This is a genomic window from Erythrobacter sp. W36, from assembly GCF_057364935.1.
This window is the reverse complement of sequence record NZ_CP200281.1, coordinates 1,164,981-1,189,940: the sequence shown is the minus strand read 5'-3', so window position 1 is coordinate 1,189,940 and position 24,960 is coordinate 1,164,981. Positions and strand designations below refer to the sequence as shown.

Here is a 24,960-nt window from a genome sequence, read left to right as displayed (position 1 = left end):
GCGGTTTATCGCTGAGTTTGCTCAGGCGGCTCTGGAAAGATGTTCATATCATCCGGGCCGATCCAGCCATATTCGTAGTTGAGCACGAATAGCACCGTCATAACGGTCGAGATGATGGTCGCCCTGATCAGCAACTTGCCCGGGCGGAAATTGGCCGGTGCGCTTTCCGCTTGGCCGGGAACACGCGCCTCGCCCACCTCATCATGCGTGCGAATGCCGAAGGGCAGCATCATGAAGGCGGTCATCACCCAGAACAGCAGGTAAATCGCGGCTATAGAAGTCCACTGCATCAGCGCGCGCCTTTGCCGTCCAGTCCGGGCAGGATCACGCGCACTTGTGGGCGCTTGCCAGACCAGCGCTGCGCCGCGCGGCGGGTCGCAAGCCGGGCGGCTTCGGAAATCTCAGCGACGTCGCGGCCTTTCAGCTTGCGCACCGCCTTCAGCACATCGGCTTTTGCCTCGGCGATAAAGTCCGGCATATCCTCATCGAGCGGCAGCCCGAGCGCTTCGATCTCGGATTCGCCGTTCGGGGCGAGCACCACAAACACCACGCCCTCACGCGCGAGCCGGCTGGCGCATCACAATCGCGTCGCCATCAGCGGGCGCGATGATGTCGCCGTCGAGCACGAGGCGCCCATTACGAACCTCCGCGAGCTTGCCGGGTTCACCCGGAGCCAAGCGGACGATGTCGCCATTGGCTTGCACGATATTGTGCGGAATTCCATTGTCCTTGCCGACCCGCGCCTGCTCCATCATGTGGCGCATTTCGCCGTGTACTGGCACCAGCACTTCTGGACGGATCCAGCTGTAGAGTGCCTCGAGTTCCGGCCTGCCAGGGTGGCCAGAGACGTGGATCTCGCTCTGACGGTCGGTGACCATCGTGATCCCGCGCCGCGCCAGCTGGTTTTGTACCTTGCCAATCGCGATCTCATTGCCGGGTATCTGGCGGCTCGAGAACAGCACGACATCGCCGCTGGTGAGGGAGATCGGGTGGTTCTCATCGGCCACGCGAGACAGGGCAGCACGAGGCTCCCCCTGCCCGCCGGTTGCGAGGATTAGGACTTCGCCGCGCGGCAGGCCCATCGCGGTGTTCCAATCGACCGTTTCAGGGAAGTCCTGAAGATAGCCATTGTCCTGTGAGACTTCGATAATGCGGTCGAGCGAGCGCCCTGCGACGCACAATTGCCGCCCGGTCTCCCGCGCAACATCGCCCAGTGTTTGCAGACGGGCCACGTTGGAGGCGAAGGTCGTCACCATCACCCGCTTGCCGGTGTGTTTGGCCACCTCTTCCATCAGGCCGCGATACACGCCGCCCTCTGAGCCACTGGGTTTAGGATTGAAGACATTGGTCGAATCGCAGACCAGGGCGAGGATACCCTCATCGCCCATTGCCCGCAGCTCTTCCTCAGTGGTCGGCTCGCCAATGATCGGCTCTTCGTCGAGCTTCCAATCGCCGGTGTGAAAGATCCGCCCATGCGGGGTGTCGATCAGCAGGGCGTTGCCCTCTGCAATCGAGTGCGCCAGCGGGACATAGGTGATGTCGAATGGGCCAAGCGAGATCTGGCCGTGGTCTTCCTCGATAATGTTGAGCTCAACCTGACCGGTCAGCCCGGCTTCTTCTAACTTGCGCGCCACTAGATCGGCGGTGAACGGCGTGGCGTAGAGCGGCACGCCCAGCTCGCCCGCGAAATAGGGGACCGCGCCAATGTGGTCCTCATGCGCATGCGTCAGCACAATTCCGAGCAGGTCTTTGGTGCGTTCCTCAATAAACTCAAGGTCAGCAAAGACGAGGTCGAGCCCGGGATATTCATTACCGGAAAAGGTCATGCCCAGATCAACCATCAGCCACTTGCCTTTGCAGCCGTAGAGGTTGACGTTCATGCCGATTTCGCCGGATCCGCCCAGGGCCAAAAACAGCAGTTCGTCTTCAGGAGTGAAGTTCTTTTTCACGTAGGTTTTATTAGCTCTCAGCTTGCTCGGCGAGGATCGCCAAGCCTTGAATTGTTAGATCTGCATCGACGTGGTCGAAGATGTCAGTCGCATCGTCAAACAGGATTGCGAGGCCGCCGGTGGCGACCACTTTGGCAGGGCGGCCGATCTCTGTCCGCATACGCTCAACAATGCCCTCCATCATCGCGACATAGCCCCAGAACACACCGATCAGCATCTGGTCTTCTGTGTTGCGGCCAATAACGCTGCGGCTGTCAGGCGCGCGGATCGCAATGCGAGGGAGCTTTGCCGTTTTGCCAACCAATGCATCAAGCGACAGATTGATCCCCGGCGCGATCGAGCCACCCTTGTAAGCGCCGTTGAAATCAATCGCTTCAAACTTTGTCGCGGTGCCAAAGTCTATGACGATCAGGTCACCGCCATATTTCGCGTGTGCGGCAACGATGTTGAGCGCGCGGTCTGCGCCAAGCGAGCTGGGCTGATCGACATCAATCTCAAAGCGCCAAGCGGCCTCGCCCTTGCCCGCGAACAGAGGATTAATCTTGAAGTATTTCTGCGCCAGAACCGTGAGGTTATGGTCTGCGCGCGGAACGACGCTGGCAAAGATGATCTGAGTGATCTCTTCGCGCGCAACGCCTTCGATCTCCAGCAATTGCAGCAGCCACACCGCATATTCATCGCCCGTGCGGCGCGGATCGGTTGCGATGCGCCAGCGCGCGCGCACTTCCTGCCCGTCGAACAGAGCAAAGACGACATTGGTGTTTCCGACATCGGCGGCGAGCAACATGGGCGGTTATCCTTGAGCAATCATGGAGACGTCGCCTGCGTGAATAGTGCGCATCGCCCCATTCTCCAAGCGTAGCAGCAAAGCGCCTTCACTATCGAGGCCAGCGAACTCGCCGGTGACCGGGCTTTCATCGCCGGGTGTGAGGGATAGCCTCGAACCGATAGGGTGGGCGCGCTCCGTCCAATCGTCCAGCGTGGCGGAAAGACCAGCGCTGCGCCAGCGCTCCAATCGCGCAGCAAAGCTCTCTGCGAGAATGGAGAGCACGAGGTCCGCGCTGCCGCCGTGTTTGCCATTTTCATGGACGATGGATGTTGTCTCGCGATCCGGCATTTCTGGCGCGTGGCAGACATTGATGCCGATGCCTACAACGATGCTATCGCCGCTGCGTTCGAGCAGAACGCCGGAGATCTTCGCCCCATCCACTAGCACATCATTGGGCCATTTGAGGATGATAGGTGTATTGGCAAGCAGACTGCGCTTGAGCGTGTCGAACACGGCCAGTGCGGTGACAAAGCTGAGCGTGTGCGGCGCGGGATTATCCTCGCCGATGCTCACCACGGTGCTGCAGAACAGATTACCGCTGGGGCTTTCCCATTTGCGGCCCAACCGCCCTCGCCCACCAGTTTGGCGCTCCGCCCTTAGCCAGTGGCCCTCGGGCAATGCCTCACCGCGCTGAACGCGAGCGAGCAGATCGGCATTGGTCGATCCGGTCTCGGCAATGGTTTCAATATTGGTCAAGGCGTGGCTGCTGAGCTTCCTCTGCCGCGCTACCCGACCAGAAACAGAGCTTCAGCAGCCTTGTTTGCCAGATCGGTGATCGACGGGGTCAGCAGATAGCCAAGCGGCGAGATGATCAAGGTGGTTATGATTAAGACGACCCAATGCGACAGGTCGCTCTTGCCCTTCACCAGTCCAACTTCATCATCGAAGAACATGACCTTCACGAACTTGATGTAGTAGAACGCGCCGATCACGCTGGCGGCAATCGCGATTGCGCCAAAGGCGACGAGGCCAGCCTCAACGGTAGCTTGGAAGATCACGAACTTGCCGTAGAAACCGAGCAGCGGCGGAATACCGGCCAGGCTGAACATCAGGGCCGCGAGGCACCATGCGATGACAGGCTGAGTGGTGGCGAGACCTTTTATATCGTCGAAGCTCTCGAACAAAGTTCCGTCTTCACCGCGCAGCATCAGCAAGGCAACGAAGCTGCCCAGCGACATGGCGACATAGATGAACAGATAGACCATCATCGCGCTCGCCCCGGCTGTGTTCGCCACCGCAAGGCCCAGCAGGATAAATCCGACATTGTTGATCGAGGAATAGGCCAGCAGACGCTTCAGATTGTTCTGACCAATTGCGCCCAGTGCGCCGACAATGATTGACGCCAAAGCGACAAACATGACGATCTGACGCCACGCATCGGATTGCTCGCCGAAGACTTCCAAAGTGACGCGGGCGGTGAGCGCAACAGCGGCAACCTTTGGCGCGGTGGCGAAGAATGCAGTGACGGGCGTTGGCGCGCCCTCGTACACATCCGGGGTCCACATATGGAACGGAACAGCGGCGATCTTAAAGGCAAGGCCCGCGAGTACGAACACCAGGCCGAACAGCGCGCCAGTGGCAAGCTCACCCGACAGGCCAGCGCGAACCGCGCCGAACTCTGTGCTGCCAGAGAAGCCGTAGAGCAGGCTCATGCCATAAAGCAGAATGCCCGATGCGAGCGCGCCGAGTACGAAGTACTTCAGGCCCGCCTCAGACGAGCGGCCGTCATTGCGCAGCACCGATGCGAGCACATAGGCGGCCAGACTGTTCAGCTCCAGACCCAGGTACAGGGTCATGAAATCGCTGGCCGACACCATGATGCTCATGCCGAGCACAGCGAACAGCACAAGGATCGGATATTCCGCGCGCATCCCGCTTTCATTGCCATTGCTGGCGGTCGCGAAATAAGCGGGCGCAACCATCAGACAGCCGATGGCCGCGAGATAGATCATCGCCTTGGCAAACAGAGCAAAGGCATCGGCCCGCATCAAAGTGCCAAAGGCGTAGGTATCGAGGCCCATAACCCCGCTGTGGAGGCCAGGCACTAGCATAAAGCCTGCGCCAAACAGCGTCGCCGCTGCAAGGATAGCGATTGGCCGGGCCATCTTGTCACCACCAAAGGCAGCGACCAGCAACAGGATCAGGCCGGAGGCCGTCAGCAGCAATTCAGGCGCAATCAGCGCGAAGGAAGTTGCGTAGTCCATCAGTGGGCGCCCTCACCCTCTCCATGTTCTGGTTCTGGCACCGCATTGGCGGCGGCCTCGCGCGGCGGACCGGCTTGAAGCTGGCTGTCACCCTCTGGTGCAGCCGAGGCGAGCCGTGCGTCCAAGGTCGCGATATCTGCGCGCATGGGCGCAAGGAAGCTCTCTGGATACACGCCCATCCACAGCACGACGGCGGCGATTGGAGCCAGCATGGCCCATTCGCGCTTGTCGAGATCGAGCATGGCTGCAGCGTCCGCGTTCTTCTGATCGCCAAAGGCGACGCGGCGGTAGAGATACAGCATGTAGCCCGCGCCCAGGATGATGCCCGTGGTGCAGATCAGCGCGACCCAGGTCGACACTTGATAGATGCCTGCAAGCGAGAGGAACTCACCCACAAATCCGCTGGTGCCCGGCAGGCCGATGCTGGCCATGGTGAACAGCAGGAAGAACAGCGCGTAATAGGGCATATTGATCGAAAGCCCGCCGTAACGGTCAATCTCACGCGTGTGCAGACGGTCGTAAATCACGCCAACACACAGGAACAACGCACCGGACACCAGCCCGTGGCTGAGCATCACGATCATCGCCCCTTCGAGGCCCTGAATGTTGAAGGCGAACAGGCCCACAGTCACAATCGCCATGTGAGCGACCGATGAGTAAGCAATCAGCTTCTTCATATCGTGCTGCACCAGCGCGACGAGCGAGGTGTAGACCACAGCCACCATCGACAACGCGAACACGAGCCATGCAAGCTGAGCGCTGGCATCGGGGAACATCGGCAGGCTGAAGCGGATGAAGCCGTAACCGCCCAGTTTCAGCAAGACGCCGGCAAGGATAACAGAACCCGCCGTGGGCGCCTGAACGTGCGCATCGGGCAGCCAAGTATGCACCGGCCACATCGGCATCTTCACCGCGAAGCTGGCGAAAAACGCCAGCCACAGCCACGTCTGCGCGCCAACTGGGAAATCATATTGCATGAGCGTCGGAATGTCCGACGTACCGGCCTCTGCCACCATCCAGAACATCGCGATCAGCATCAGCACCGAGCCGAACAGCGTGTAGAGGAAGAATTTATAGCTGGCGTAGATGCGGTTATCGCCGCCCCACACGCCGATGATCAGATACATCGGGATCAGGCCGGCTTCGAAGAAGATGTAGAACAGGAACAGATCCTGCGCTGCAAACACGCCGATCATCAGCACTTCCATAAACAGGAAGGCGGCCATGTATTCGCCGACACGTTTCTGGATCGCAGTCCAGCTGGCCATGATGCAAATCGGCATCAGGAACACGCTGAGCATGATCAGCATCAAGGCAATGCCATCGATCCCGAGCGCATATTTGAAGCCCGCAAACAGCTCAGCGCTCTCAGTGAATTGCCATTGCGGACCGCCAATTTCGTAATTGGCCCACAGCAGCACGCCGAGCACAAAGGTGATCAAAGTGCCGATCAAGGCGAGCCAGCGCGCAGCATTTGCGCCGACGAAGAAGCAGCCGATGCCTGCGGCCAATGGCACAAGCATCATGAGCGAGAGAATTGGGAAGCCGTCCATTATTCCATGCCCCCCTTAGAACAAGACCCATGTCACAGCGGCCACCAGCCCCAGCAACATGATCAATGCGTAAGTGTAGAGATAGCCCGATTGGACCTTCTTCGCCGCGACAGAGCTTTGCTCCACCATCCAGGCTACGCCGTTTGGACCAAACCTGTCGATCGTGCCGATATCGCCCAGTTTCCAGAACTGACGGCCAAACCAGAACGCCGGCTTGACGAAGATCGCGTCATAGAGCTCGTCGAAATACCACTTGTTGTAAACGAAGCGGTGCAGCCACGGGAACATCGCAACGAACTTCGCCGGAATGTCTGGCTTCGCGATATAGGCGACATAGGCCCCGGCAAAACCGATGATCATCACGACTAAGGCTGAGTACTTCACCCAATACGGAACGGCGTGCATCGCGCTCATCAGGTTTGTGTTGTAGAAGATTGAACCAGCCCAGAACGTTGCATCATCGAGGAAGCTCGGCGCAAACGCCTGACCAGCAGCCACCGCGCCAATGGTTAAAAGACCAAGCGGGATCAGCATGGTGATCGGGCTTTCATGCGGGTGATATCCGCCGGTTGTGTCTTCACCCGCCTCAGCCGAGCGTCTTGTGGACGCTGTGCTGAATGTGCTCGCTCTCAATCCAACGGGGCTTGCCCCAGAAGGTGAGGAACATCAGGCGCCAGCTGTAGAAGCTGGTCAGCAGTGCTGCGACAACGCCAAGCCAGAAGGCAGTGACCGAAATCTCTGTACCGCGGGCAAAGGCGACCTCCAGCACGGCGTCTTTCGACCAGAAGCCAGCAAAGCCAACACCCAGGTGATAAACGCCAAGACCAGTGATCGCGAGCGTACCCGCCATCATCGCCGAGAACGTGATCGGAATATGTTTCCGCAGGCCGCCGTAATAGCGCATGTCCTGTTCGTGATGCATGGCGTGGATCACGCTGCCCGCACCCAGGAAGAGCAGCGCCTTAAAGAACGCGTGCGTGAACAGGTGGAACATGGCGACATTGTACGCACCAACGCCAGCGGCGAAGAACATATAGCCGAGCTGAGAGCAGGTCGAATAAGCGATGACGCGCTTAATGTCCCATTGCGTTGTGCCGATGGTTGCCGCGAAGAAACAGGTCGCTGCGCCCACCACGGTCACGATCATCAGCGCGGTTGGAGCGGTCTCGAACAATGGCGACAGGCGGCACAGCATGAATACGCCAGCGGTCACCATGGTTGCGGCGTGGATCAGCGCGGAAACGGGCGTTGGGCCCTCCATCGCGTCTGGCAGCCATGTGTGCAGCAGCAGCTGCGCTGATTTACCCATCGCGCCGACAAACAGCAGGATCGCGATGATATCCATCGTGTAGAGCCGCATGCCGAGGAAGCCGATGCTTGATCCGCTCATCGCGGGCGCGGCGGCCAAAATCTCTGGGATCGAGGTTGTTTGGAACACCAGATAAATGCCGAAGATACCCAGCATAAAGCCAAGGTCACCGACCCGGTTCACCACGAAGGCCTTGATTGCGGCTGCTCCAGCGGTCGGCTTCTTAAACCAGAACCCGATCAGCAGGTAACTCGCCAGGCCCACCCCTTCCCAGCCAAAGAACATTTGGACCAGGTTGTTGGCGGTCACCAGCATCAGCATCGCGAAGGTGAACAGCGAAAGGTAGGCGAAGAAGCGCGGCTGATCCGGGTCTTCTTCCATGTAGCCCCAGCTGTAGAGGTGCACGAGCGCAGACACGGAGTTGATGACGACCAGCATCACGGCGGTCAGCGCATCGACGCGCAGCGCCCAATCGAACGTCATATCGCCCGAGCGCACCCAATCGAGCACGTGGACGACCTCAGCCTCTGCGGAGCCGCTCAGGAAGCCAAGGAAGATCGGCCAGCTAAGCGCTGCTGAAATGAACAGCGCGCCCGTGGTGATCGACTTTGCCGCGACATTGCCGAGCATGCGGTTGCCCAGCCCGGCGATGATAGCTGCCAGCAGCGGCAGGAATACGATGATCAGTATCGAATGCATGGACCGATTATCCCTTCATCCGATTGACATCATCAACCGCGATGGTCCCGCAGTTGCGGAAGTAAATCACCAGGATCGCAAGGCCAATCGCGGCCTCTGCGGCGGCCACGGTCAGCACCAGCATGGCAAAAACCTGGCCGGTGAGATCGTTCATGAACGCGCTGAACGCGACCAGATTGATGTTCACCGCGAGCAGGATCAGCTCGACCGACATCAGGATCACGATCACATTTTTGCGATTGAGGAATATCCCCAGCACGCCGAGCACGAACAGGATCGCGCCGACGACGAGGAAATGCTCAATGCCAATTCCGCCTAAGTCGCTCATAGCTCGACCCCCTCGCCCGTATTCGGGTTCTTCATAACTGTCGCCTCTTCAGGGCGGCGGCTGATTTGCTTGCCGATATCCTGGCGGCCGCGCGCGCCAGGCTTGGCCTCGCGGTGGGTCAGCACAATCGCTCCGATCATGGCGACCAGCAGGATGATGCCCGCGATCTCAAACAGGACGATGTATTTGCCATACAGCAGTGCGCCGATGGCCTCGATATTGCTCGCGCCCATCGCCGCCTGGCCGGTGCCATCTGGTGTGCCCAGCGTCAGGCCGCCTGCTTGATACGCGCCAATGCCCAGGAACAGCTCCGCCAGCAGGATCGCAGCGATCGCCAAACCGAATGGGAAATTGCGAATGAAGCCCGCCCGCATCGCCGCCATATCGATGTCCAGCATCATGACCACGAACAAGAACAGCACCGCGACCGCGCCGACATAGACGATCACCAGCAGCGCAGCGATGAACTCCGCGCCGACCAGCACCATCAGGCCAGCGGCATTGAAGAATGCCAGGATGAGCCACAGCACAGAATGCACCGGGTTGCGCGCCATGATGACCATGACGGCGCTCGCCACGACTAGGCTGGCGAAGAGATAAAAGGCGAGAGTTTGAATCATGATCCCCGGTGTCCGTCCCGCGCGCCCCTAGCGATAGGGCGCATCGGCTTCAAGGTTTGCAGCGATGGCTCGCTCCCACTTGTCCCCGTTGGCCAGCAATTTGTCCTTGTCATAGAGCAATTCTTCGCGCGTTTCGGTCGCATATTCGAAGTTTGGCCCCTCGACCACGGCATCCACTGGGCAGGCCTCTTGGCAGAAGCCGCAGTAAATGCATTTGGTCATGTCGATGTCATAGCGCGTGGTGCGGCGGCTGCCGTCGTCACGCGGTTCGCTTTCAATCGTGATCGCCTGCGCCGGGCACACGGCCTCGCACAGCTTGCATGCGATGCAGCGCTCTTCGCCATTGGGATAGCGACGCAAAGCATGCTCCCCGCGAAAACGCGGGCTCAGCGGGTTCTTTTCGAACGGATAGTTGATCGTCACCTTGGGCTTGAAGAAATACTTCAAGGTCAGCGCATGCGCTTTCAGGAATTCCCACAGGGTGAAGGACTTGATGAGTTGTTTGGCGGTGGTCATTTTGTGTTCCTCACGCGTGAGCAAAGGCCAACGGCGTGGTAAGAAAAGAAGTCTTCGGGCAACGATCCGACGTTTGTCATTTCATAGCTGGAGATGAGAAGCGCAAACCCTTCACCGTTTCGTGAAAAATGACGCGTCGTTTCAAACGCGTAAGTGCCAGATTCTGTTTCAACTTCCCAAACAGTGTAAGGATCATAGCTCGCCTCGTCAGCTTCATTGTAATCATGGGAATGAGCACCATCCGAAGCAGCACCGATCTTGATTGGCGCCCGTTTGGCTGAAAGGCCTGGAAAGTCGTTGGATTCCGCCTCCAACGTCATTGTGCTGCCGCTGCGTTCGAATTTAAGCGACAGATTTCCTATATGCTCAAGCTCTGGGCCAACGGGCCGCATCATGCGGCAATCGCGCTCCCACGCTTCGGTCGTAGCCACCATCAAAAGCAACGCCTCAATCATCCGAAATGCCCCGTCGCCATCAGGTAGCCGCTGATGAGCACCACGAACAGCAGGCTCATCGGCAGGAACACCTTCCAGCCCAGACGCATCAACTGGTCATAGCGGTAACGCGGGCTCAGCGGGTTCTTTTCGAACGGATAATTGATCGTCACCTTGGGTTTGAAGAAATACTTCAAGGTCAGCGCATGCGCCTTGAGGAATTCCCAGAGGGTGAAGCTCTTGAGGAGTTGTTTTGCGGTGGTCATGCCCCCGTCCTTTTGGCGGTAAGTGCGTTGCAGCTATATGATCTTTGAGTGCTCAACATGGAACTGGAGTATTTGCGCATCAGGGTGACCTCATCTGAGGGTTCGCTTGGTTTTCGAAAGGTCCAAGTTGACCGGCTGACATTGTCGTCCCGAGCAAGCTCAACTGTGTCGCCAACGGCACTGCCTCGCCATCTACTTCCTGATCGAGAACCATCCTCGCGAAGGATGAGAACTTTGCGTACACGATCTCCCTCCTGTAAGTAGCTGACAACAATCGGATTCTCTATGAGATGGTTGTCTGCTGCCCAAACTTCTTGCGGCAGGCATGTCAGCATCACCCAAGAAGCAGTAGCAATTGCGGCCGAGGCAATCATCCGAAATGCCCCGTCGCCATCAGGTAGCCGCTGATCAGCGCCACAAACAGCAGGCTCATCGGCAGGAACACTTTCCAGCCAAGACGCATCAGCTGGTCATAGCGGTAACGCGGTACGGTCGCCCAGATCCAGCTGAACATGAAGAAGAACATGAAGGTCTTCAGCAGGAACCACACGATCCCCGGCACATAATACAGCGGCGCCCATTCAATCGGCGGCAACCAACCGCCCATAAATAGCAGCGTACACAGCGAGCACATCAGCAGGATGTTGGCGTATTCACCCAGCCAGAACAGCGCGAAGCTCATTGAGCTGTATTCGGTCTGATAGCCTGCAACGAGCTCCGACTCCGCCTCGGTCAGGTCGAATGGCGCGCGCGCAGTCTCTGCCAGTGCCGAGATGAAGAACACCACGAACATCGGGAAGAGCAACGGATTGATGAAGAAGCCGTTGACCACGCCCAACCCGTGTCCGCGCTGAGCCTCGACAATGCCAGTCATGTTGAACGTGCCCGCATAGAGCACGACGCAGACCAGCACGAAGCCGATGGATACCTCGTAAGAGATCATCTGCGCGGCGGCGCGCATGGCCGAGAAGAACGGATATTTGGAGTTACTCGCCCACCCGCTCATCACAACGCCGTAAACGCCCAGAGAGCTGATCGCGAGCACGTAAAGCAGCCCGACATTGATATCGGCCAGCACCACGCCCGCGTCGAACGGGATCACCGCCCATGCGGCGAGCGCCACGGTAAAGGTGATGATCGGCGCGAGCAGGAAGATGCCTTTGTTCGCCGCCGTTGGAATGATGGTTTCTTGCAAGAAGACCTTCAGGCCATCGGCGAAACTTTGCAGCAAGCCAAACGGACCAACCACATTGGGCCCACGCCGCAACATGATCGCGCCCAGCACCTTACGGTCGACATAGATTACCATCGCGACGGAAAACATGACGATGAGAGAGATCGCAAGAATGCCGACGATGGTGGCCGTGAACCACGCAAAATCGTAGTTCATGCCGAGAGATTGGAAGAATTCGGTCACTGCGCCGATCCTTTCATCTTATCATAGATAGCGATGAGAACATGCAGGAACGTGCCATTGGCAAGCATGTAAACGCTATCAGTAAAGGCCGAATAGAGCGCAAGCGACTTTTGGTAAGCCTCAACTCCCTGCATCGTAGGATCAGCAAACCCCATCATAGTGGTGATGTTCATCCACTGGTTCCCCAGGTTCCAGACAAATAAGATGGCTGCGATCCCATAGAATATGAAAGGCATACGGCGGAGGAGTTGGGGAAGGTCGGTCACGAGACAAACGCCCCTTTCCCGTTCGCCCTGAGCCTGTCGAAGGGCTGTCCTTCTTCCGCTCTGGCGTCAAAAAGTAAAGTGCAGGGCTTCGACAAGCTCAGCCCGAACGGTGCTTGTTGGCTCACTCCGCCGCCTCCCGCACATCTTCACCGTGGAGCAATTCCGCTGAGCATTGCTGCATCACGTCGCTGGCCCGCGCGATTGGGTTGGTGAGGTAGAAATCGGCAATCGGATAGCTCTCGATCAGGCCATCTGCTTTCGCTTTGCTGTCCGCTTTCGGAAGAGCGCCCCCCGAAAGACCAACAACGTCCGCAAGGCCCTCTTCGCCCAGCGCCAGCACTTCCGCGATCATCTTGGCTTGCAGCTCAGCAAAGCTGTCAAACCCGACATTCACTTTCAGAGCGTCAGCCAAAGCGCGCAGGATCGTCCAATCCTCGCGCGCATCACCCGGTGCAAACACAGCCTTTTCAGCGAACTGCACGCGGCCTTCTGTGTTCACATAGGTTCCGGCCTTCTCGGCATAGCTTGCAGCGGGCAGGATGATATCCGCCATATGCGCGCCTTTGTCGCCGTGATGGCCGATATAGACCTTGAGGCTGTCCGCAAACGGCTCGTGGTTCATCTCATCCGCGCCGAGTGACAGCACCACTTTGGGCGCCGCCTTCGCGAGATCCGCCATGCCGCCCGGCACAGTGAAATCGAGCATCAAAGAGCCCATGCGCGCCGCCGACATGTGCAGGACGTTAAAGCCGTTCCAATCGTCCGTGACGAGTTTGAACTTGTCGACCAGTTTCAGCGCTGGGCCCAAGGCCCCTTTCGCCAAAGCTGCGCCGCCCAGGATCACCGCTGGGCGCTCTGCTGCCTTCATCGCACCGCCCAAAGCTTTAGGGATGCGGTTCAGCACAGACAGATCGCTGCCCAGGAAGGTCGCCGGATAGGTCGTTTCCCATTCCGGGCCGATCACATAGACCTTGGCCCCGTCCTTCACCGCCTTGCGCAGGCGAGCGTTAAGCAAAGCTGCTTCCCAGCGGACATGGCTGCCCACGATCAGGATGCAATCTGCGGTCTCGATACCGGCGAGGGTCGAGTTGAAATTGACCGCCGCGATGTTTGACACATCATAGGTCATGCCGGTCTGGCGCGCTTCGGTTAGGTCCGATCCGCTGGCCTTCAGCAGAGCCTTGGCCGCGAACATGGTTTCGCAATCGACCATATCGCCCGCGACCGCGGCGATGCTACTGGCTGCGCCTTTCAGCTGCTTTGCGATGGCTTTGAACGCCTCGTCCCAACTGGCCTCGGTCAGCTTGCCGCGTTTGCGCATAAAGACCTTGTCGAGACGGCGCTTGATCAGGCCATCAACCTGATAGCGGCCCTTATCCGACAGCCATTCTTCGTTGACGTCATCATTGACGCGCGGCAGCGCCCGCATGACTTCACGGCCCTTCGAATGCAGCGAGATGTTGGCGCCAATCGCGTCCGACACGTCAATACTAAGCGTGCGTTTCAATTCCCACGGACGGGCTTCAAACGCATAGGGGCGCGACGTCAGAGCGCCGACCGGGCACAGGTCGATCACATTCGCGCTCAGCTCGTGGCTGGCGGCCTGTTCGAGATAGGTCGTGATCTGCATGTCTTCGCCGCGGTACAGCGCGCCGATTTCATCCACGCCTGCGATCTCTTCAGAGAAGCGCACGCAGCGGGTGCAGTGAATGCAGCGCGTCATGATCGTCTTGATCAGCGGGCCCATATATTTCTCGGTCACAGCGCGTTTGTTCTCGCGCTCGTAACGCGAGCCACCCCGACCATAGGCAACGGCTTGGTCTTGCAAGTCGCACTCGCCGCCTTGGTCGCAAATAGGGCAATCGAGCGGGTGGTTGATGAGCAGAAACTCCATCACCCCTTCGCGCGCCTTTTTGACCATTGGCGTATCGGTGCGAATTTCCTGACCTTCGCTGGTCGGAAGCGCGCAGGACGCCTGAGGCTTCGGCGGCCCCGGCTTCACTTCGACCAGACACATGCGGCAATTGCCCGCAATGCTCAGGCGTTCGTGATAGCAGAAACGCGGAATTTCCTTACCGGCAAGCTCCGCCGCCTGAAGGACAGTTGCGCCCTCAGGGACTTCGATTTCTTCGCCGTCTACGGTTACTTTAGGCATCGCTCGCCTCTTCGATCTTTGTGTTCTTGCGGGCCTGCTGAAAGAGAGCCCCGCTGATGAGGAACATCGCAGTCGGCAGCATCAGCCAGCGTAGCAAGCCTTCTTCGCCTGAGGAAAATTCAGCATAGCCGTCCACGAGTGCAATTACGCCCACGACGACCATGATGCCCGTCATCATTTTCAAGAAACGTGAATTGGCCATCACTCCGCCGCCCCAAAATCTAGTTCGTCATGCTGAACTTGTTTCAGCATAACCTGCACAAACGCGCTGTTATCCTGAAACGAGTTCAGGATGACGCTGGACTGTGGATGAGTCATTCCGCCGCCTCCGCGAATTGTGCGTTGTGATCGTGGATGCGTTTCTCCAGCTCTGGGCGGAAGTGACGGATCAGACCTTGGATCGGCCAGGCCGCCGCATCGCCAAGCGCGCAGATCGTGTGGCCTTCCACCTGCTTGGTAACCTCTTGCAACATATCGATTTCTTCGATGGCTGCATCACCAGTGCGCAGGCGCTCCATCATGCGCCACATCCAGCCTGTGCCTTCGCGGCACGGCGTGCATTGGCCGCAGCTCTCGTGCTTGTAGAAATAGCTGAGACGCGAAATCGCGCGGACGATATCGGTGCTCTTGTCCATCACGATCACCGCCGCCGTGCCCAGGCCAGAGCCAAGCTCTTTCAGCCCGTCAAAATCCATCGGCGCGCTGCGAATTTGCTCCGCAGGCACAAGAGGAACGGAAGAACCACCCGGAATCACCGCGAGCAGATTGTCCCAACCGCCCGTGATGCCGCCGCAATGCTTCTCGATCAGCTCCTCAAACGGGATGCTCATCTCTTCTTCGACGACGCATGGGCGCTCCACGTGGCCGCTGATCTGGAACAGCTTAGTGCCGTGGTTATTCTCACGCCCGAAGGAATTGAACCACGATGCCCCGCGCCGCAGGATCGTGGGCACGACCGCGATACTCTCAACATTGTTGACCGTGGTCGGGCAGCCATAAAGGCCCGCGCCTGCCGGGAAAGGGGGCTTTAGCCGGGGTTGGCCCTTCTTGCCTTCAAGGCTCTCAATCATCGCGGTTTCTTCGCCGCAGATATAGGCGCCCGCGCCGCGGTGCATGAACACGTCAAAGTCATAGCCGGAACCGCTGGCGTTCTTGCCTATCAGCCCGGCATCATAAGCCTCATCGATCGCCTTTTGCAGTGTCTCGGCCTCGCGGATGTACTCACCGCGAATGTAGATATAGGCCGCGCGGGCCCGCATCGCGAAGCCTGCAACCAATGCGCCTTCGATCAGTTTGTGCGGATCGTGGCGGATAATCTCGCGGTCTTTGCAGCTGCCCGGCTCAGATTCGTCGGCATTGATGACGAGGAAGCTTGGACGGCCGTCTTTGCTTTCCTTCGGCATGAATGACCATTTGAGGCCGGTGGGGAAGCCCGCCCCGCCGCGTCCGCGCAGGCCCGATTCCTTCATCTCGTCGATGATCGCATCGTTGCCGCGCTGGATCAGCGCTTTGGTGTTGTCCCAATCGCCGCGCGCCTGCGCCGCCTTCAGGCCCCAATCTTGGAAGCCATAGACATTGGTGAAGATGCGATCCTTATCGGCCAGCATCGGTCAAATCCTTCTTTTTCGCCATCTTTAGCTGCCGCAAAGCCAGCATTTGAAATGCAAGACCTGCGGCCATCAATATGATCCCAGTCGTCCGCTCGCCGGTCGCCGACAGATACGCGCCCGCGCCAAAGCCGCCGAGGCCGGCAATCGTGTATGCGATCGTCGCGCCGTTCATAGCACGGTCGCCCCACTCCGCTCGTGCTGAGCTTGTCGAAGCACTGCTCTTTCTTCGAGCGAAGAGCCACAAGTGAAGGACAGCCCTTCGACAGACTCAGGGCAAACGGGGAGTTGGAAACGCATCACCACTCACCCCTGTAATCGTGGTTCGCATCGACCATATCGGTGAGGTTGCTCAGCGCATTCGCGGGCTCTGACGTGTGACGACCCGGTTCCTGCGTGCCGGTCTTGGGCTGCTCACCCTTGGCCAGCGCATCGAGCACCGTATCGAGGCGTTCTGGCGTCAGATCCTCGTAATTGTCATCATTGATCTGGACCATTGGCGCGGTTGCGCAATTACCCATGCATTCGACTTCTGTCAGGGTCCAAAGACCATCGTCGGAGACTTTGCCGAACTCCATTCCGCGGCTTTTGCAGGCGGAGATAATGTCGTCCGACCCGCGCAGCATGCATGGCGTCGTGCCGCAAACCTGGACGTGGTATTTTCCAACAGGCTTCATGTTGTACATGAAATAAAACGTCGCGACCTCGAGCACGCGGATCACCGGCACGTCGATATATTTCGCAACATATTCGATCACGGGCAGCGGCAACCAGCCCTGCGTCTCGGTCTCTTCGCCCACCTGACGCTGAGCCAGATCGAGTAACGGCATCACCGCCGATTTCTGCCGCCCATCGGGGTATTTGGCGATGTGATAATCCGCTGTCTTGCGGTTCTCTTTCGTCCATTCGAAAGAGCCCCAACGCGCGCGGAGTTCCGGCGTATCAGGTGCGGGTGTACGATCAGCCATTGTTCGCTAGCTCCCCGCGCTCAGCCTTAGCTCTCACCAGCCCGAGATAGCCTACGATCGGCAGGATAAGACCCCACACCAAATAATCATTGCTAACCCAGCCGCCGCCTAGAAAATCGACCAAGGAGTCGGGTGATGAGACACCCCACAGCCCGATGACTATGTAGGCCGCACCGATAGCAATCGCGATGCCACTCAAAAACGAAACGAACATGTTAAGAAGTTTCAACGCTCACACTCCCCAAAATATGACGTCGACCGCGACGAGCAGCGCTCCGCTCGCACATTCGAAAGAGCCGAGCGTGCGCGGAGTTCCGGCGTATGAGGTGCGGGTGTACGATCAGCCATTAGTACGACCTCTTTATGCTACCATGAGCCACACGAACCATTACGGCTTGCCCGTCTTCATTGAACTGAAGTTCGACCATCCGACCCTTGTCTCGATCATGGAAAGAACACCGCACAAACATGAACCATGTCGGCTCCTTTCCAACTGTTTTCACCGGCTTACGCCAGTCGCAATTAGCAAGAGCATTTAGCTCTTCGATTTGAGAGACATTAAGGGGGACGCTTCCTTCGAGCATGTCATAATCACCCTCGCGAACTGCGCGCCTAAATCGATAAGCCTGCTTCTGCTCGCTCATCAGACTTTCGGCTGCAAGTGCTTGAGCTGTGGGTCCAAAGGCTCCCGGCAATGGATCTATGTAAATACTCAGTGAACCGTCATCGGTATTATTGAATGAAACTCGGTGGGCGAACGGGCCGTCATTGCCTTCGCAAATGTAATCGACTTGAATACTTCGACGACTGCTCCCCTTCGAAATCTCGGGGAGGCAGCCTCGAAGGCTCGGCAAATCTTCAAAACTCTCTTGCGATAGGGGCTTTACGCCTTCCAAAACGTAAGGGTTTTCACCCTTTGCCAACATAACAATGGAGGTTTCAGCAAGTTCGATACTAAACCCACTCGACAATGCGAGCGCCATGCTGAGCAAAGAGAAACTCACCGGTCACACTCCCCGAACACCACATCGATTGCGCCTAGGATGGCGGTCGCGTCGGGTAACATGTGCCCTTTGCTCATCATATCCATCGCTTGCAGGTGGCTGAATGCGGTGGGGCGGATCTTGCAGCGGTATGGCTTGTTGCTGCCATCGCTGACGAGATAGACGCCAAACTCACCCTTCGGGCTTTCGGTCGCGACGTAAACTTCACCCTCCGGCACGTGAAAGCCCTCTGTGTAGAGCTTAAAATGGTGGATCAGGCTTTCCATTGACTGCTTCATCTCGCCGCGTTTTGGCGGGGAGACTTTGCCATCTTGGCTAGCGATTGGGCCTTCTGGAATTTCCGCGAGGCATTGCTTGATGATCTTGGCGCTTTCGTAAACTTCCTTCACGCGCACCATGAACCGGTCATAGCAATCGGAATTGGTGCCGACAGGAATGTCGAACTCCATCCGGTCATAAACATCGTACGGCTGCGATTTGCGCAAGTCCCACGGGATGCCTGCGGCACGGATCATTGGGCCGGAAAAGCCCCATGCAATCGCATCATCGCGGCTGACCACGGCGATATCGACATTACGCTGTTTAAAGATGCGGTTGTCGATCACCAGGCTCATCGCGTCGCCGAACAATTCTGGCAGCCGGTTGTCGATCCAATTGCCCATATCGACGAGCAATTTCTCAGGCACATCCTGATGCACGCCGCCGGGACGGAACCAGGCGGAGTGCATCCGCGCGCCCGATGCGCGTTCGAAGAAGTTGAGGCAATCCTCGCGCAGCTCAAACACCCACAGGTTCGGCGTCATCGCGCCGACATCCATAACGTGCGCGCCAATATTGAGCATGTGATTGCAGATGCGCGTAAGCTCCGCAAACATCACCCGCAGATATTGCGCGCGCTCTGGCACTTCGATGTTCAGCAACTTCTCAATCGCCAGCACATATGAGTGCTCTTGGCAAAGCGGAGAGCAATAATCCAAGCGGTCGAAATACGGCAGCGCTTGCAGATATGTTTTATGCTCGATCAGCTTTTCGGTGCCGCGGTGGAGCAGACCCACATGCGGGTCGACCCGCTCGATCACTTCGCCGTCTAGCTCCATAATCATGCGCAGCACGCCGTGCGCCGCAGGGTGCTGAGGCCCAAAATTGATCGTGTAATTGGTGATTACATCGCCTTCAGTGGTCGGCGATTCTTCGATTTGTATGCCGTGGCTCATGATTTCTTCTCCGCGGCCTCTTCACCTTCCGCCTTCTCATCACCGGGCAGCACATATTCTGCGCCTTCCCAAGGTGAGAGGAAGTCGAAAGTCCGCATGTCCTGCGCCAGCTTTACCGGCTCATAGACAACGCGTTTCTCGTCCTCGGAATAACGCAGCTCGGTATAGCCGGTCATCGGGAAATCCTTGCGGAACGGATGCCCTTCAAAGCCATAATCGGTTAGGATACGGCGCAGGTCTGGATTGTCGGCGAACTTCACGCCGTACATGTCGAACACTTCGCGCTCTAACCAGCCAGCATTCGGCCACAGGTCGGTGATCGATGGGACAGCGGTCGCTTCATCAGTCGACAGCTTGACCATGATCCGGTGGTTCTTGGTCAGCGAAAGCAGCATATAGACGACTTCAAACCGCTCTGCGCGGTCAGGATAGTCGACCCCGGCGATTTCCATCATCTGCTGATAGGAATGATCATCGCGCAGGGCGCGCAGCACATCGCCAATGCTATCGCGCGCCACGGTGAGGATGATTTCGCCATGCTTTTCTTCGCCAGCAAGGACGGATTTGCCGAGCGCTTTGGTCAGCGCAGCAAGCACACCCTCATTCGAGGTGATTTTCGGGGCAGAGTGGAGGACTGTCATCGCACAATCGTCCCAGTGCGGCGGATTTTACGCTGCAATTGCATCACGCCATAAAGCAGAGCTTCTGCCGTCGGAGGACAACCGGGCACGTAGATATCAACCGGAACAATCCGATCGCATCCGCGCACGACGCTGTATGAATAGTGGTAATAGCCGCCGCCATTGGCGCAGCTGCCCATCGAAATCACATATTTCGGATCGGACATCTGGTCATAGACCTTGCGCAGGGCCGGAGCCATCTTGTTGCACAAGGTGCCAGCGACGATCATCACGTCCGATTGGCGCGGTGAGGCGCGCGGGGCGATGCCGAAACGCTCCATATCATAGCGCGGCATGTTCACGTGGATCATCTCAACCGCGCAGCAGGCGAGGCCAAAGGTCATCCACCACAGCGAGCCAGTGCGCGCCCATTGGAACAGATCTTCGGTCGAGGTGACCAGAAAACCCTTGTCGTTCACTTCTGTCTGGAGCGCGTTGAAGTAATCCGCATCAGGCTGGCGCACTTCGCCGCCTTGCGCAGTCGGCAGACCGTTCATCGGCTTGCCAGCGGCGTCCAGGATTGGGCTACCCGGGGTGATGTTTGCTGAAGTGCTCATTCCCAGTCCAGAGCCCCCTTCTTCCATTCGTAAGTGAGGCCGATCGCCAGAATGCCGAGGAACGTCATCATGCCGATCCATCCGACCCAGCCCGTCTCGCCCAGGCTAACCGCCCATGGGAACAGGAACGCGGCCTCTAGGTCAAAGATGATGAAACTGATCGCGACGAGGTAAAAGCGCACGTCAAACTGGCTGCGCGCGTCCTCAAACGCGGGAAAGCCGCACTCATATTCAGACAGCTTTTCAGCGTCTGGATTGTGCGCCCCAGTGAGGCGCGAGACGCCCATTGGCAGAAACACGAAAAGGCACGACAAGCCAAAGGCTATGGCGATGAAAATCAGTATCGGCAGATACTGGCTAAGGTCGACCACGATAAAGTCCAGACAGTGATTAATCCCAAGGGGTCGCTTAGGCCTCTCGTGCACGCCGCGCAAGCCCGCGAATCAGGCATTTCCTGCATCATTTGATGTGACTAGGTAAACCGCCTTATCCGGCAGCTTTGCGGGGATTGGGACGTGTCTGCGTTCCGCCCCTCGAAAACGTAGCGTTCAGCGGCGCGCGGTTTTCCCCATCACTTCATCCCAATCACTTCATCATTCCGGCGGCGGCTTTCTGGCTGGCTTTGCCATAGGGCGGCTTGAACCCGCCCAGTTTGGCAATGTCGATCTTGGGCTGGTGATAGACTGCGCGGGCGTGGCTGAATTCCTTGAAGCCTTCGATCGCGTGATAGCTGCCCATGCCCGATGGTCCGACCCCGCCAAACGGCAGATCTTCCATCGAAACGTGGAAGATCACGTCATTGGTGGTGACCCCGCCAGAGATTGTGCGGGTCAGCACGCGCTCCTGTTCTTCGGTGTCTTGACCGAAGTAATAGAGGCCCAGCGGCCGGTCGTTTTCATTCACATAATCAACGGCATCGTCGACAGTCTTATAGGTCTTCACGGGCAAGACAGGCCCGAAAATCTCCTCCTGCATCGCCTCCATCTCATCGGTTACGTTCTTCAGAATGGTGAGCGGCATTTTGCGTTGGTTTGCGGAGCTGAAATCCTCATTTCCCGGATTGACCTCAATCACCTCTGCGCCCTTGTCACGGGCATCGGCGACCATACCTTGCAGGCGTTCAAAATGGCGGTCGCTGACGATGGAGGCGTAATCGTCATTTTCGAGCAGGGTCGGATACATATTGGCGACGCCGTCTGAGACGCCTTGGATTGCCTCATCCTGCTTATCCTGCGGGACGTACATATAATCCGGCGCAAGGCAGATCTGGCCAGCGTTCATCATTTTGCCCAGAGCAATGCGCTCACCCGCTTTGGCAAAGTCGGCGCTCTTACCCATGATAACAGGCGATTTTCCGCCCAGCTCCAGCGTTACTGGCACCAAGTTTTTAGAGGCTGCTTCCATCACGCGGCGCCCGGTTGGGGTGGAGCCGGTGAAGACCAGGTGATCAAATGGCAATTCGGAGAATGCAGCCGCCACTTCCGGTCCGCCGGTTACCACAGCCACCTCGTCAGGGGTGAAATACTCATCGACCAGTTCGGCCATCAGCAGACTGGTGCGCTCGGTAAATTCGCTAGGCTTGATCATCGCGCGGTTGCCCGCCGCGAGGACCTGCATCAGCGGCGAGAATGCGAGGTTCACCGGGAAATTCCACGGGCTGAGAATACCGATCACGCCCTTGGGCTCATAGCGAACCTCTGCCTTCGCGCCGAGCAGACCCAAGGGAAACTGCACCGGGCGCTTTTCAGGTTTGGCCCATTTATCCATGTTCTTCAGCGCATGTTTGCCCGCGCCAACTGTGCCCGCAATATCGGTGATCATCGATTGATCGACGGAGCGATTGCCGAAATCCGCGCTCATCGCCTTGCACAGGTTCTCGCTGTGATCCTTCAGCAGCGCCATCGCGCGTTTTACTCGGTCCTTGCGTATGTTCATGCTTTCGGGACGGGACGCGGTAAAGGCCTCTCGCTGGCGCCGTAAAATGGCGTCCAAGTCTGCTTTGCGATCATCGGCCATGGGGTTCTCTCCAGAAATTTGAGTTTTGATTTGCCATGCTTGTCGCCAAAAAACCGGCATGTGACAAGCACAATGCGAGTGCGCGTCGCACCATGAAACTGCACATTGCCAATGCCGCAGCGCAGCATTACATCGCCCGGTACATCACTCTGTGAAACCAAACTCAAGATTTTAGCCAAGGAACCCCAAATGGCCCAGTTTTCCGCCAATGATCCGATCGTCATTCTCTCGTACGCGCGCACGCCAATGGGCGGAATGCAGGGCGCTTTGGCCGATGTTTCGGCGACGGACCTTGGCGCGACGGCGGTAAAGGCTGCGGTGGAGCGTTCTGGTGTGAATGGCGAAGACTTCGACCGCGCCTATATGGGCTGCGTGCTGCCCGCTGGTCTGGGTCAGGCCCCTGCCCGTCAGGCCGCAATTAAGGCTGGCCTGCCGAAAACCGTGCAAGCGACCACGGTCAACAAGGTCTGCGGCTCTGGCATGCAGACGGTTATCATGGGCAGCGAGGCTTTGGCATCGGGCACGATCGATATGGTGGTCGCAGGCGGTATGGAGAGCATGACCAATGCGCCGTACCTGCTGAAGAAGCATCGCTCTGGCGCGCGTCTGGGCCATGACACGACCTATGACCACATGTTCCTCGACGGGCTCGAAGATGCTTACGAGGAAGGCCGCGCGATGGGCACTTTCGCTCAGGACACGGCGAACGATTATCAAATGACGCGCGAGGAGATGGACGAATATTCCATCGAAAGCCTGCGCCGCGCCAATGCTGCGATTGAAAGCGGCGCGTTTGCCGATGAAGTCGTGCCGGTGACGTTCAAGACCCGTAAGGGCGATGTCACGGTCGACACCGACGAGGCACCCGGCAAGGGCCGCCCGGACAAGATCCCGCAATTGCGCGCCGCCTTTGCCAAGGACGGCACGATCACGGCGGCAACCTCCAGCTCTATCTCCGACGGCGCAGCAGCGGTTGTTCTAACCCGCGAAAGCGTGGCGGCGGAAAAGGGCGCGACGCCGGTCGCAAAGATTGTCGCCATGGCCGCCCATGCGCGCGAGCCAAAGGATTTCACCATCGCGCCAATCGGGGCGATTGAAAAAGTGCTCGCGAATGCGGGTTGGTCGGTTGATGATGTTGAGCTGTGGGAAGTGAACGAGGCGTTTGCCTGCGTCGCAATGTTCGCAATGCGCGATCTCGGCATTGATCACGCGAAGATCAATGTGAACGGCGGCGGGACGGCCCTAGGCCACCCCATCGGCGCCAGCGGCACGCGGATCATCGTGACCCTGCTCAATGCGCTCAAACAGCAAGGCAAGACGAAGGGTGTTGCCAGCCTGTGTATCGGCGGCGGCGAAGCAACCGCGGTTGCGGTTGAGATCGTCTGATGCACTTTCGCAAAGCTGCCGCCTGTTTCGCTCTGCCAGCGTTGATCACGCTTAGCGCCTGCGGGGAAACGGCGACCGGCGGCGCGCGCGATACCGAGGTCAGCGGCGAGGCTGCCGAGGCCCCTGCCCGCGCTGAAACTACTGAGGGTCCAGGCTTTGTGATGGTCCCCGGCCTCTATGCCATTGGCAGCAACGGCACGGTCTACGCCAAAACGAAGCTCGATGCCGACGGGACTTACGTGGACTACAACCCGCAGAATGTCCGCGTGGGCAGCGGAACGTGGGACGTTGATGGAGCTTCATTCTGTTTCAACCCGCGCGGTGAAGACGGCGAAGCGCGAGAGAAGCGCTGCTGGGATAATGACGCGGCAAATGCTGATGGCAGCTTCACCACCACATTGTCAGACGGCAGCGAAAGCTATGAGATTACCCCGCTAAAGTAGCGCAGGCCGTTCAGGGCGCGCCGGTTCCCCAAAGGCGGTCTTCCGGTGCCCAGCCCTTGCGTCCCGCAATATCGAGCTCGCACCAACCCGCCTCGCATGTGCCTAGTTTGCCGACATTGCCCGGCATCGCCCGCCATCTGAGCGCAGATGTGGCACTGGCGGAGGCACGCAGGTCAATCGGTCCCTCGCCAATGATCATCGCCGTGCGCGCGGCGCTGAGCAGGCTGCGTGTGACCCAGCCTTGCTGTCCATCGGGGTCTTCAATCAAGCGCCAGCCTTCGCGAAGGCGGATAACTTTGATCGGCAGGCCTTTGCGTTTGTAGACCCATTCAATTGGGTAATCGACGCTCGGCCCGACCCGCATATTGACCCGCTCAGAATCAATCGAAGCCCAATAGGGCGTCTCGCGGTCCTGCGCATTCAGCGGTGCGCCAAGGGGCACCAAAGCGAGCAAGCCCAACGCGGCTAAGACAGTGACAACAAATCGTTTCATAACAGGTCCATCCATAGCTTCATTGGGCACGCGGCTTCAAGCGCGCT

The 24,960-nt window shown here is 58.3% G+C and carries 26 protein-coding genes and 3 pseudogenes; 2 read left to right on the top strand and 27 right to left on the bottom strand.

Going from position 1 to position 24,960, the window contains the following annotated elements:
* Window positions 1–5 precede the first annotated feature (5 nt).
* From AC0V6U_RS05870 to AC0V6U_RS05745, 26 genes and pseudogenes are all read right to left on the bottom strand, one after another.
* The gene (locus tag AC0V6U_RS05870) at window positions 6–290 is read right to left on the bottom strand and encodes a DUF1467 family protein (RefSeq protein WP_472645252.1); all 285 of its coding nucleotides are present in this window, start codon (window positions 288–290) and stop codon (window positions 6–8) included.
* A pseudogene (locus AC0V6U_RS05865) lies at window positions 290–1,949 on the bottom strand (ribonuclease J). The gene AC0V6U_RS05870 and the pseudogene AC0V6U_RS05865 overlap by 1 nt, the downstream one beginning before the upstream one ends.
* Before the next feature lie 10 nt (window positions 1,950–1,959).
* Entirely contained in the window at window positions 1,960–2,736 is a 777-nt protein-coding gene (locus AC0V6U_RS05860) for a type III pantothenate kinase (RefSeq protein WP_472645251.1), read from the bottom strand.
* 6 nt (window positions 2,737–2,742) lie between these two features.
* Window positions 2,743–3,474, bottom strand: coding sequence for a biotin--[acetyl-CoA-carboxylase] ligase (locus AC0V6U_RS05855; RefSeq protein WP_472645250.1), 732 nt, complete (start codon window positions 3,472–3,474; stop codon window positions 2,743–2,745).
* A gap of 29 nt (window positions 3,475–3,503) precedes the next feature.
* Window positions 3,504–4,982 (bottom strand): NADH-quinone oxidoreductase subunit NuoN, encoded by a 1,479-nt coding sequence (nuoN, locus tag AC0V6U_RS05850; protein WP_472645249.1) that lies wholly within the window; start codon window positions 4,980–4,982, stop codon window positions 3,504–3,506.
* A complete protein-coding gene (locus tag AC0V6U_RS05845) occupies window positions 4,982–6,535 on the bottom strand; it encodes an NADH-quinone oxidoreductase subunit M (protein ID WP_472645248.1) in 1,554 nt (517 codons plus the stop codon). Before AC0V6U_RS05845 ends, nuoN begins: the two co-directional genes overlap by 1 nt.
* A 15-nt stretch (window positions 6,536–6,550) precedes the next feature.
* Window positions 6,551–8,543: pseudogene (gene nuoL, locus AC0V6U_RS05840) on the bottom strand (NADH-quinone oxidoreductase subunit L).
* Between the two features lie 7 nt (window positions 8,544–8,550).
* Complete coding sequence (gene nuoK, locus AC0V6U_RS05835; protein ID WP_472645247.1) at window positions 8,551–8,871, bottom strand: NADH-quinone oxidoreductase subunit NuoK; 321 nt, start codon at window positions 8,869–8,871, stop codon at window positions 8,551–8,553.
* Window positions 8,868–9,491: an NADH-quinone oxidoreductase subunit J gene (locus AC0V6U_RS05830; protein WP_472645246.1), complete on the bottom strand. Its 624-nt coding sequence runs from the start codon at window positions 9,489–9,491 to the stop codon at window positions 8,868–8,870. The genes nuoK and AC0V6U_RS05830 overlap by 4 nt, the downstream gene beginning before the upstream one ends.
* A gap of 27 nt (window positions 9,492–9,518) precedes the next feature.
* Window positions 9,519–10,007 (bottom strand): NADH-quinone oxidoreductase subunit NuoI, encoded by a 489-nt coding sequence (gene nuoI / locus AC0V6U_RS05825; protein ID WP_472645245.1) that lies wholly within the window; start codon window positions 10,005–10,007, stop codon window positions 9,519–9,521.
* Window positions 10,004–10,462: a hypothetical protein gene (locus AC0V6U_RS05820; RefSeq protein ID WP_472645244.1), complete on the bottom strand. Its 459-nt coding sequence runs from the start codon at window positions 10,460–10,462 to the stop codon at window positions 10,004–10,006. The genes nuoI and AC0V6U_RS05820 overlap by 4 nt, the downstream gene beginning before the upstream one ends.
* A complete protein-coding gene (locus tag AC0V6U_RS05815; RefSeq protein WP_486169401.1) occupies window positions 10,459–10,707 on the bottom strand; it encodes an NADH-quinone oxidoreductase subunit H in 249 nt (82 codons plus the stop codon). The genes AC0V6U_RS05820 and AC0V6U_RS05815 overlap by 4 nt, the downstream gene beginning before the upstream one ends.
* Window positions 10,708–11,077: 370 nt before the next feature.
* Window positions 11,078–12,124 carry an NADH-quinone oxidoreductase subunit NuoH gene (nuoH, locus tag AC0V6U_RS05810; protein WP_472645243.1) on the bottom strand — a complete coding sequence of 349 codons (1,047 nt, stop codon included), beginning with the start codon at window positions 12,122–12,124 and terminating at the stop codon, window positions 11,078–11,080.
* Window positions 12,121–12,390, bottom strand: coding sequence for a hypothetical protein (locus AC0V6U_RS05805; protein WP_472645242.1), 270 nt, complete (start codon window positions 12,388–12,390; stop codon window positions 12,121–12,123). Before AC0V6U_RS05805 ends, nuoH begins: the two co-directional genes overlap by 4 nt.
* 121 nt (window positions 12,391–12,511) lie before the next feature.
* Window positions 12,512–14,545: an NADH-quinone oxidoreductase subunit NuoG gene (gene nuoG, locus AC0V6U_RS05800; RefSeq protein ID WP_472645241.1), complete on the bottom strand. Its 2,034-nt coding sequence runs from the start codon at window positions 14,543–14,545 to the stop codon at window positions 12,512–12,514.
* Window positions 14,538–14,747: a hypothetical protein gene (locus tag AC0V6U_RS05795; protein WP_472645240.1), complete on the bottom strand. Its 210-nt coding sequence runs from the start codon at window positions 14,745–14,747 to the stop codon at window positions 14,538–14,540. Before AC0V6U_RS05795 ends, nuoG begins: the two co-directional genes overlap by 8 nt.
* Window positions 14,748–14,859: 112 nt before the next feature.
* Window positions 14,860–16,152 (bottom strand): NADH-quinone oxidoreductase subunit NuoF, encoded by a 1,293-nt coding sequence (nuoF, locus tag AC0V6U_RS05790; protein ID WP_472645239.1) that lies wholly within the window; start codon window positions 16,150–16,152, stop codon window positions 14,860–14,862.
* The gene (locus AC0V6U_RS05785; RefSeq protein WP_472645238.1) at window positions 16,139–16,327 is read right to left on the bottom strand and encodes a hypothetical protein; all 189 of its coding nucleotides are present in this window, start codon (window positions 16,325–16,327) and stop codon (window positions 16,139–16,141) included. The genes nuoF and AC0V6U_RS05785 overlap by 14 nt, the downstream gene beginning before the upstream one ends.
* Window positions 16,328–16,451: 124 nt before the next feature.
* Complete coding sequence (locus AC0V6U_RS05780; protein ID WP_472645237.1) at window positions 16,452–17,120, bottom strand: complex I 24 kDa subunit family protein; 669 nt, start codon at window positions 17,118–17,120, stop codon at window positions 16,452–16,454.
* Window positions 17,113–17,349 carry a hypothetical protein gene (locus tag AC0V6U_RS05775; protein WP_472645236.1) on the bottom strand — a complete coding sequence of 79 codons (237 nt, stop codon included), beginning with the start codon at window positions 17,347–17,349 and terminating at the stop codon, window positions 17,113–17,115. Before AC0V6U_RS05775 ends, AC0V6U_RS05780 begins: the two co-directional genes overlap by 8 nt.
* Before the next feature lie 118 nt (window positions 17,350–17,467).
* Window positions 17,468–18,124, bottom strand: coding sequence for a hypothetical protein (locus AC0V6U_RS05770; protein WP_472645235.1), 657 nt, complete (start codon window positions 18,122–18,124; stop codon window positions 17,468–17,470).
* Window positions 18,121–19,338 carry an NADH-quinone oxidoreductase subunit D gene (locus AC0V6U_RS05765; RefSeq protein WP_472645234.1) on the bottom strand — a complete coding sequence of 406 codons (1,218 nt, stop codon included), beginning with the start codon at window positions 19,336–19,338 and terminating at the stop codon, window positions 18,121–18,123. The genes AC0V6U_RS05770 and AC0V6U_RS05765 overlap by 4 nt, the downstream gene beginning before the upstream one ends.
* Before the next feature lie 26 nt (window positions 19,339–19,364).
* Window positions 19,365–19,979 (bottom strand): annotated as a pseudogene (locus tag AC0V6U_RS05760) (NADH-quinone oxidoreductase subunit C); the annotation flags it as partial.
* Complete coding sequence (locus AC0V6U_RS05755; protein WP_472645709.1) at window positions 19,976–20,515, bottom strand: NuoB/complex I 20 kDa subunit family protein; 540 nt, start codon at window positions 20,513–20,515, stop codon at window positions 19,976–19,978. The pseudogene AC0V6U_RS05760 and the gene AC0V6U_RS05755, both read right to left, overlap by 4 nt.
* A 56-nt stretch (window positions 20,516–20,571) precedes the next feature.
* The gene (locus tag AC0V6U_RS05750; protein WP_472640909.1) at window positions 20,572–20,946 is read right to left on the bottom strand and encodes an NADH-quinone oxidoreductase subunit A; all 375 of its coding nucleotides are present in this window, start codon (window positions 20,944–20,946) and stop codon (window positions 20,572–20,574) included.
* Window positions 20,947–21,160: 214 nt separating this feature from the next.
* Window positions 21,161–22,591, bottom strand: coding sequence for a coniferyl aldehyde dehydrogenase (locus AC0V6U_RS05745; protein WP_472645233.1), 1,431 nt, complete (start codon window positions 22,589–22,591; stop codon window positions 21,161–21,163).
* Window positions 22,592–22,780: 189 nt separating this feature from the next.
* Between AC0V6U_RS05745 and AC0V6U_RS05740 the strand changes: the two genes are divergently transcribed.
* Window positions 22,781–23,977, top strand: coding sequence for a thiolase family protein (locus tag AC0V6U_RS05740; RefSeq protein ID WP_472645232.1), 1,197 nt, complete (start codon window positions 22,781–22,783; stop codon window positions 23,975–23,977).
* Window positions 23,977–24,420, top strand: a complete 444-nt coding sequence (locus AC0V6U_RS05735; RefSeq protein ID WP_472645231.1) for a hypothetical protein — start codon at window positions 23,977–23,979, stop codon at window positions 24,418–24,420. The genes AC0V6U_RS05740 and AC0V6U_RS05735 overlap by 1 nt, the downstream gene beginning before the upstream one ends.
* 10 nt (window positions 24,421–24,430) lie before the next feature.
* Here the strand turns inward: AC0V6U_RS05735 and AC0V6U_RS05730 are convergent, their stop codons facing one another.
* Window positions 24,431–24,913 (bottom strand): SH3 domain-containing protein, encoded by a 483-nt coding sequence (locus AC0V6U_RS05730; RefSeq protein ID WP_472645230.1) that lies wholly within the window; start codon window positions 24,911–24,913, stop codon window positions 24,431–24,433.
* Window positions 24,914–24,960 lie beyond the last annotated feature (47 nt).

What these genes read in the sequence shown, in the direction of transcription:
- AC0V6U_RS05870 (WP_472645252.1), bottom strand. Translation starts at nt 290, where the DNA reads ATGCAGTGGACTTCTATAGCCGCGATTTACCTGCTGTTCTGGGTGATG.
- AC0V6U_RS05860 (WP_472645251.1), bottom strand. Translation starts at nt 2,736, where the DNA reads ATGTTGCTCGCCGCCGATGTCGGAAACACCAATGTCGTCTTTGCTCTG.
- nuoN (WP_472645249.1), bottom strand. Translation starts at nt 4,982, where the DNA reads ATGGACTACGCAACTTCCTTCGCGCTGATTGCGCCTGAATTGCTGCTG.
- AC0V6U_RS05845 (WP_472645248.1), bottom strand. Translation starts at nt 6,535, where the DNA reads ATGGACGGCTTCCCAATTCTCTCGCTCATGATGCTTGTGCCATTGGCC.
- nuoK (WP_472645247.1), bottom strand. Translation starts at nt 8,871, where the DNA reads ATGAGCGACTTAGGCGGAATTGGCATTGAGCATTTCCTCGTCGTCGGC.
- AC0V6U_RS05830 (WP_472645246.1), bottom strand. Translation starts at nt 9,491, where the DNA reads ATGATTCAAACTCTCGCCTTTTATCTCTTCGCCAGCCTAGTCGTGGCG.
- nuoI (WP_472645245.1), bottom strand. Translation starts at nt 10,007, where the DNA reads ATGACCACCGCCAAACAACTCATCAAGTCCTTCACCCTGTGGGAATTC.
- AC0V6U_RS05820 (WP_472645244.1), bottom strand. Translation starts at nt 10,462, where the DNA reads ATGATTGAGGCGTTGCTTTTGATGGTGGCTACGACCGAAGCGTGGGAG.
- AC0V6U_RS05815 (WP_486169401.1), bottom strand. Translation starts at nt 10,707, where the DNA reads ATGACCACCGCAAAACAACTCCTCAAGAGCTTCACCCTCTGGGAATTC.
- nuoG (WP_472645241.1), bottom strand. Translation starts at nt 14,545, where the DNA reads ATGCCTAAAGTAACCGTAGACGGCGAAGAAATCGAAGTCCCTGAGGGC.
- AC0V6U_RS05795 (WP_472645240.1), bottom strand. Translation starts at nt 14,747, where the DNA reads ATGGCCAATTCACGTTTCTTGAAAATGATGACGGGCATCATGGTCGTC.
- nuoF (WP_472645239.1), bottom strand. Translation starts at nt 16,152, where the DNA reads ATGCTGGCCGATAAGGATCGCATCTTCACCAATGTCTATGGCTTCCAA.
- AC0V6U_RS05785 (WP_472645238.1), bottom strand. Translation starts at nt 16,327, where the DNA reads ATGAACGGCGCGACGATCGCATACACGATTGCCGGCCTCGGCGGCTTT.
- AC0V6U_RS05780 (WP_472645237.1), bottom strand. Translation starts at nt 17,120, where the DNA reads ATGGCTGATCGTACACCCGCACCTGATACGCCGGAACTCCGCGCGCGT.
- AC0V6U_RS05765 (WP_472645234.1), bottom strand. Translation starts at nt 19,338, where the DNA reads ATGAGCCACGGCATACAAATCGAAGAATCGCCGACCACTGAAGGCGAT.
- AC0V6U_RS05755 (WP_472645709.1), bottom strand. Translation starts at nt 20,515, where the DNA reads ATGAACGGTCTGCCGACTGCGCAAGGCGGCGAAGTGCGCCAGCCTGAT.
- AC0V6U_RS05745 (WP_472645233.1), bottom strand. Translation starts at nt 22,591, where the DNA reads ATGGCCGATGATCGCAAAGCAGACTTGGACGCCATTTTACGGCGCCAG.
- AC0V6U_RS05740 (WP_472645232.1), top strand. Translation starts at nt 22,781, where the DNA reads ATGGCCCAGTTTTCCGCCAATGATCCGATCGTCATTCTCTCGTACGCG.
- AC0V6U_RS05735 (WP_472645231.1), top strand. Translation starts at nt 23,977, where the DNA reads ATGCACTTTCGCAAAGCTGCCGCCTGTTTCGCTCTGCCAGCGTTGATC.
- AC0V6U_RS05730 (WP_472645230.1), bottom strand. Translation starts at nt 24,913, where the DNA reads ATGAAACGATTTGTTGTCACTGTCTTAGCCGCGTTGGGCTTGCTCGCT.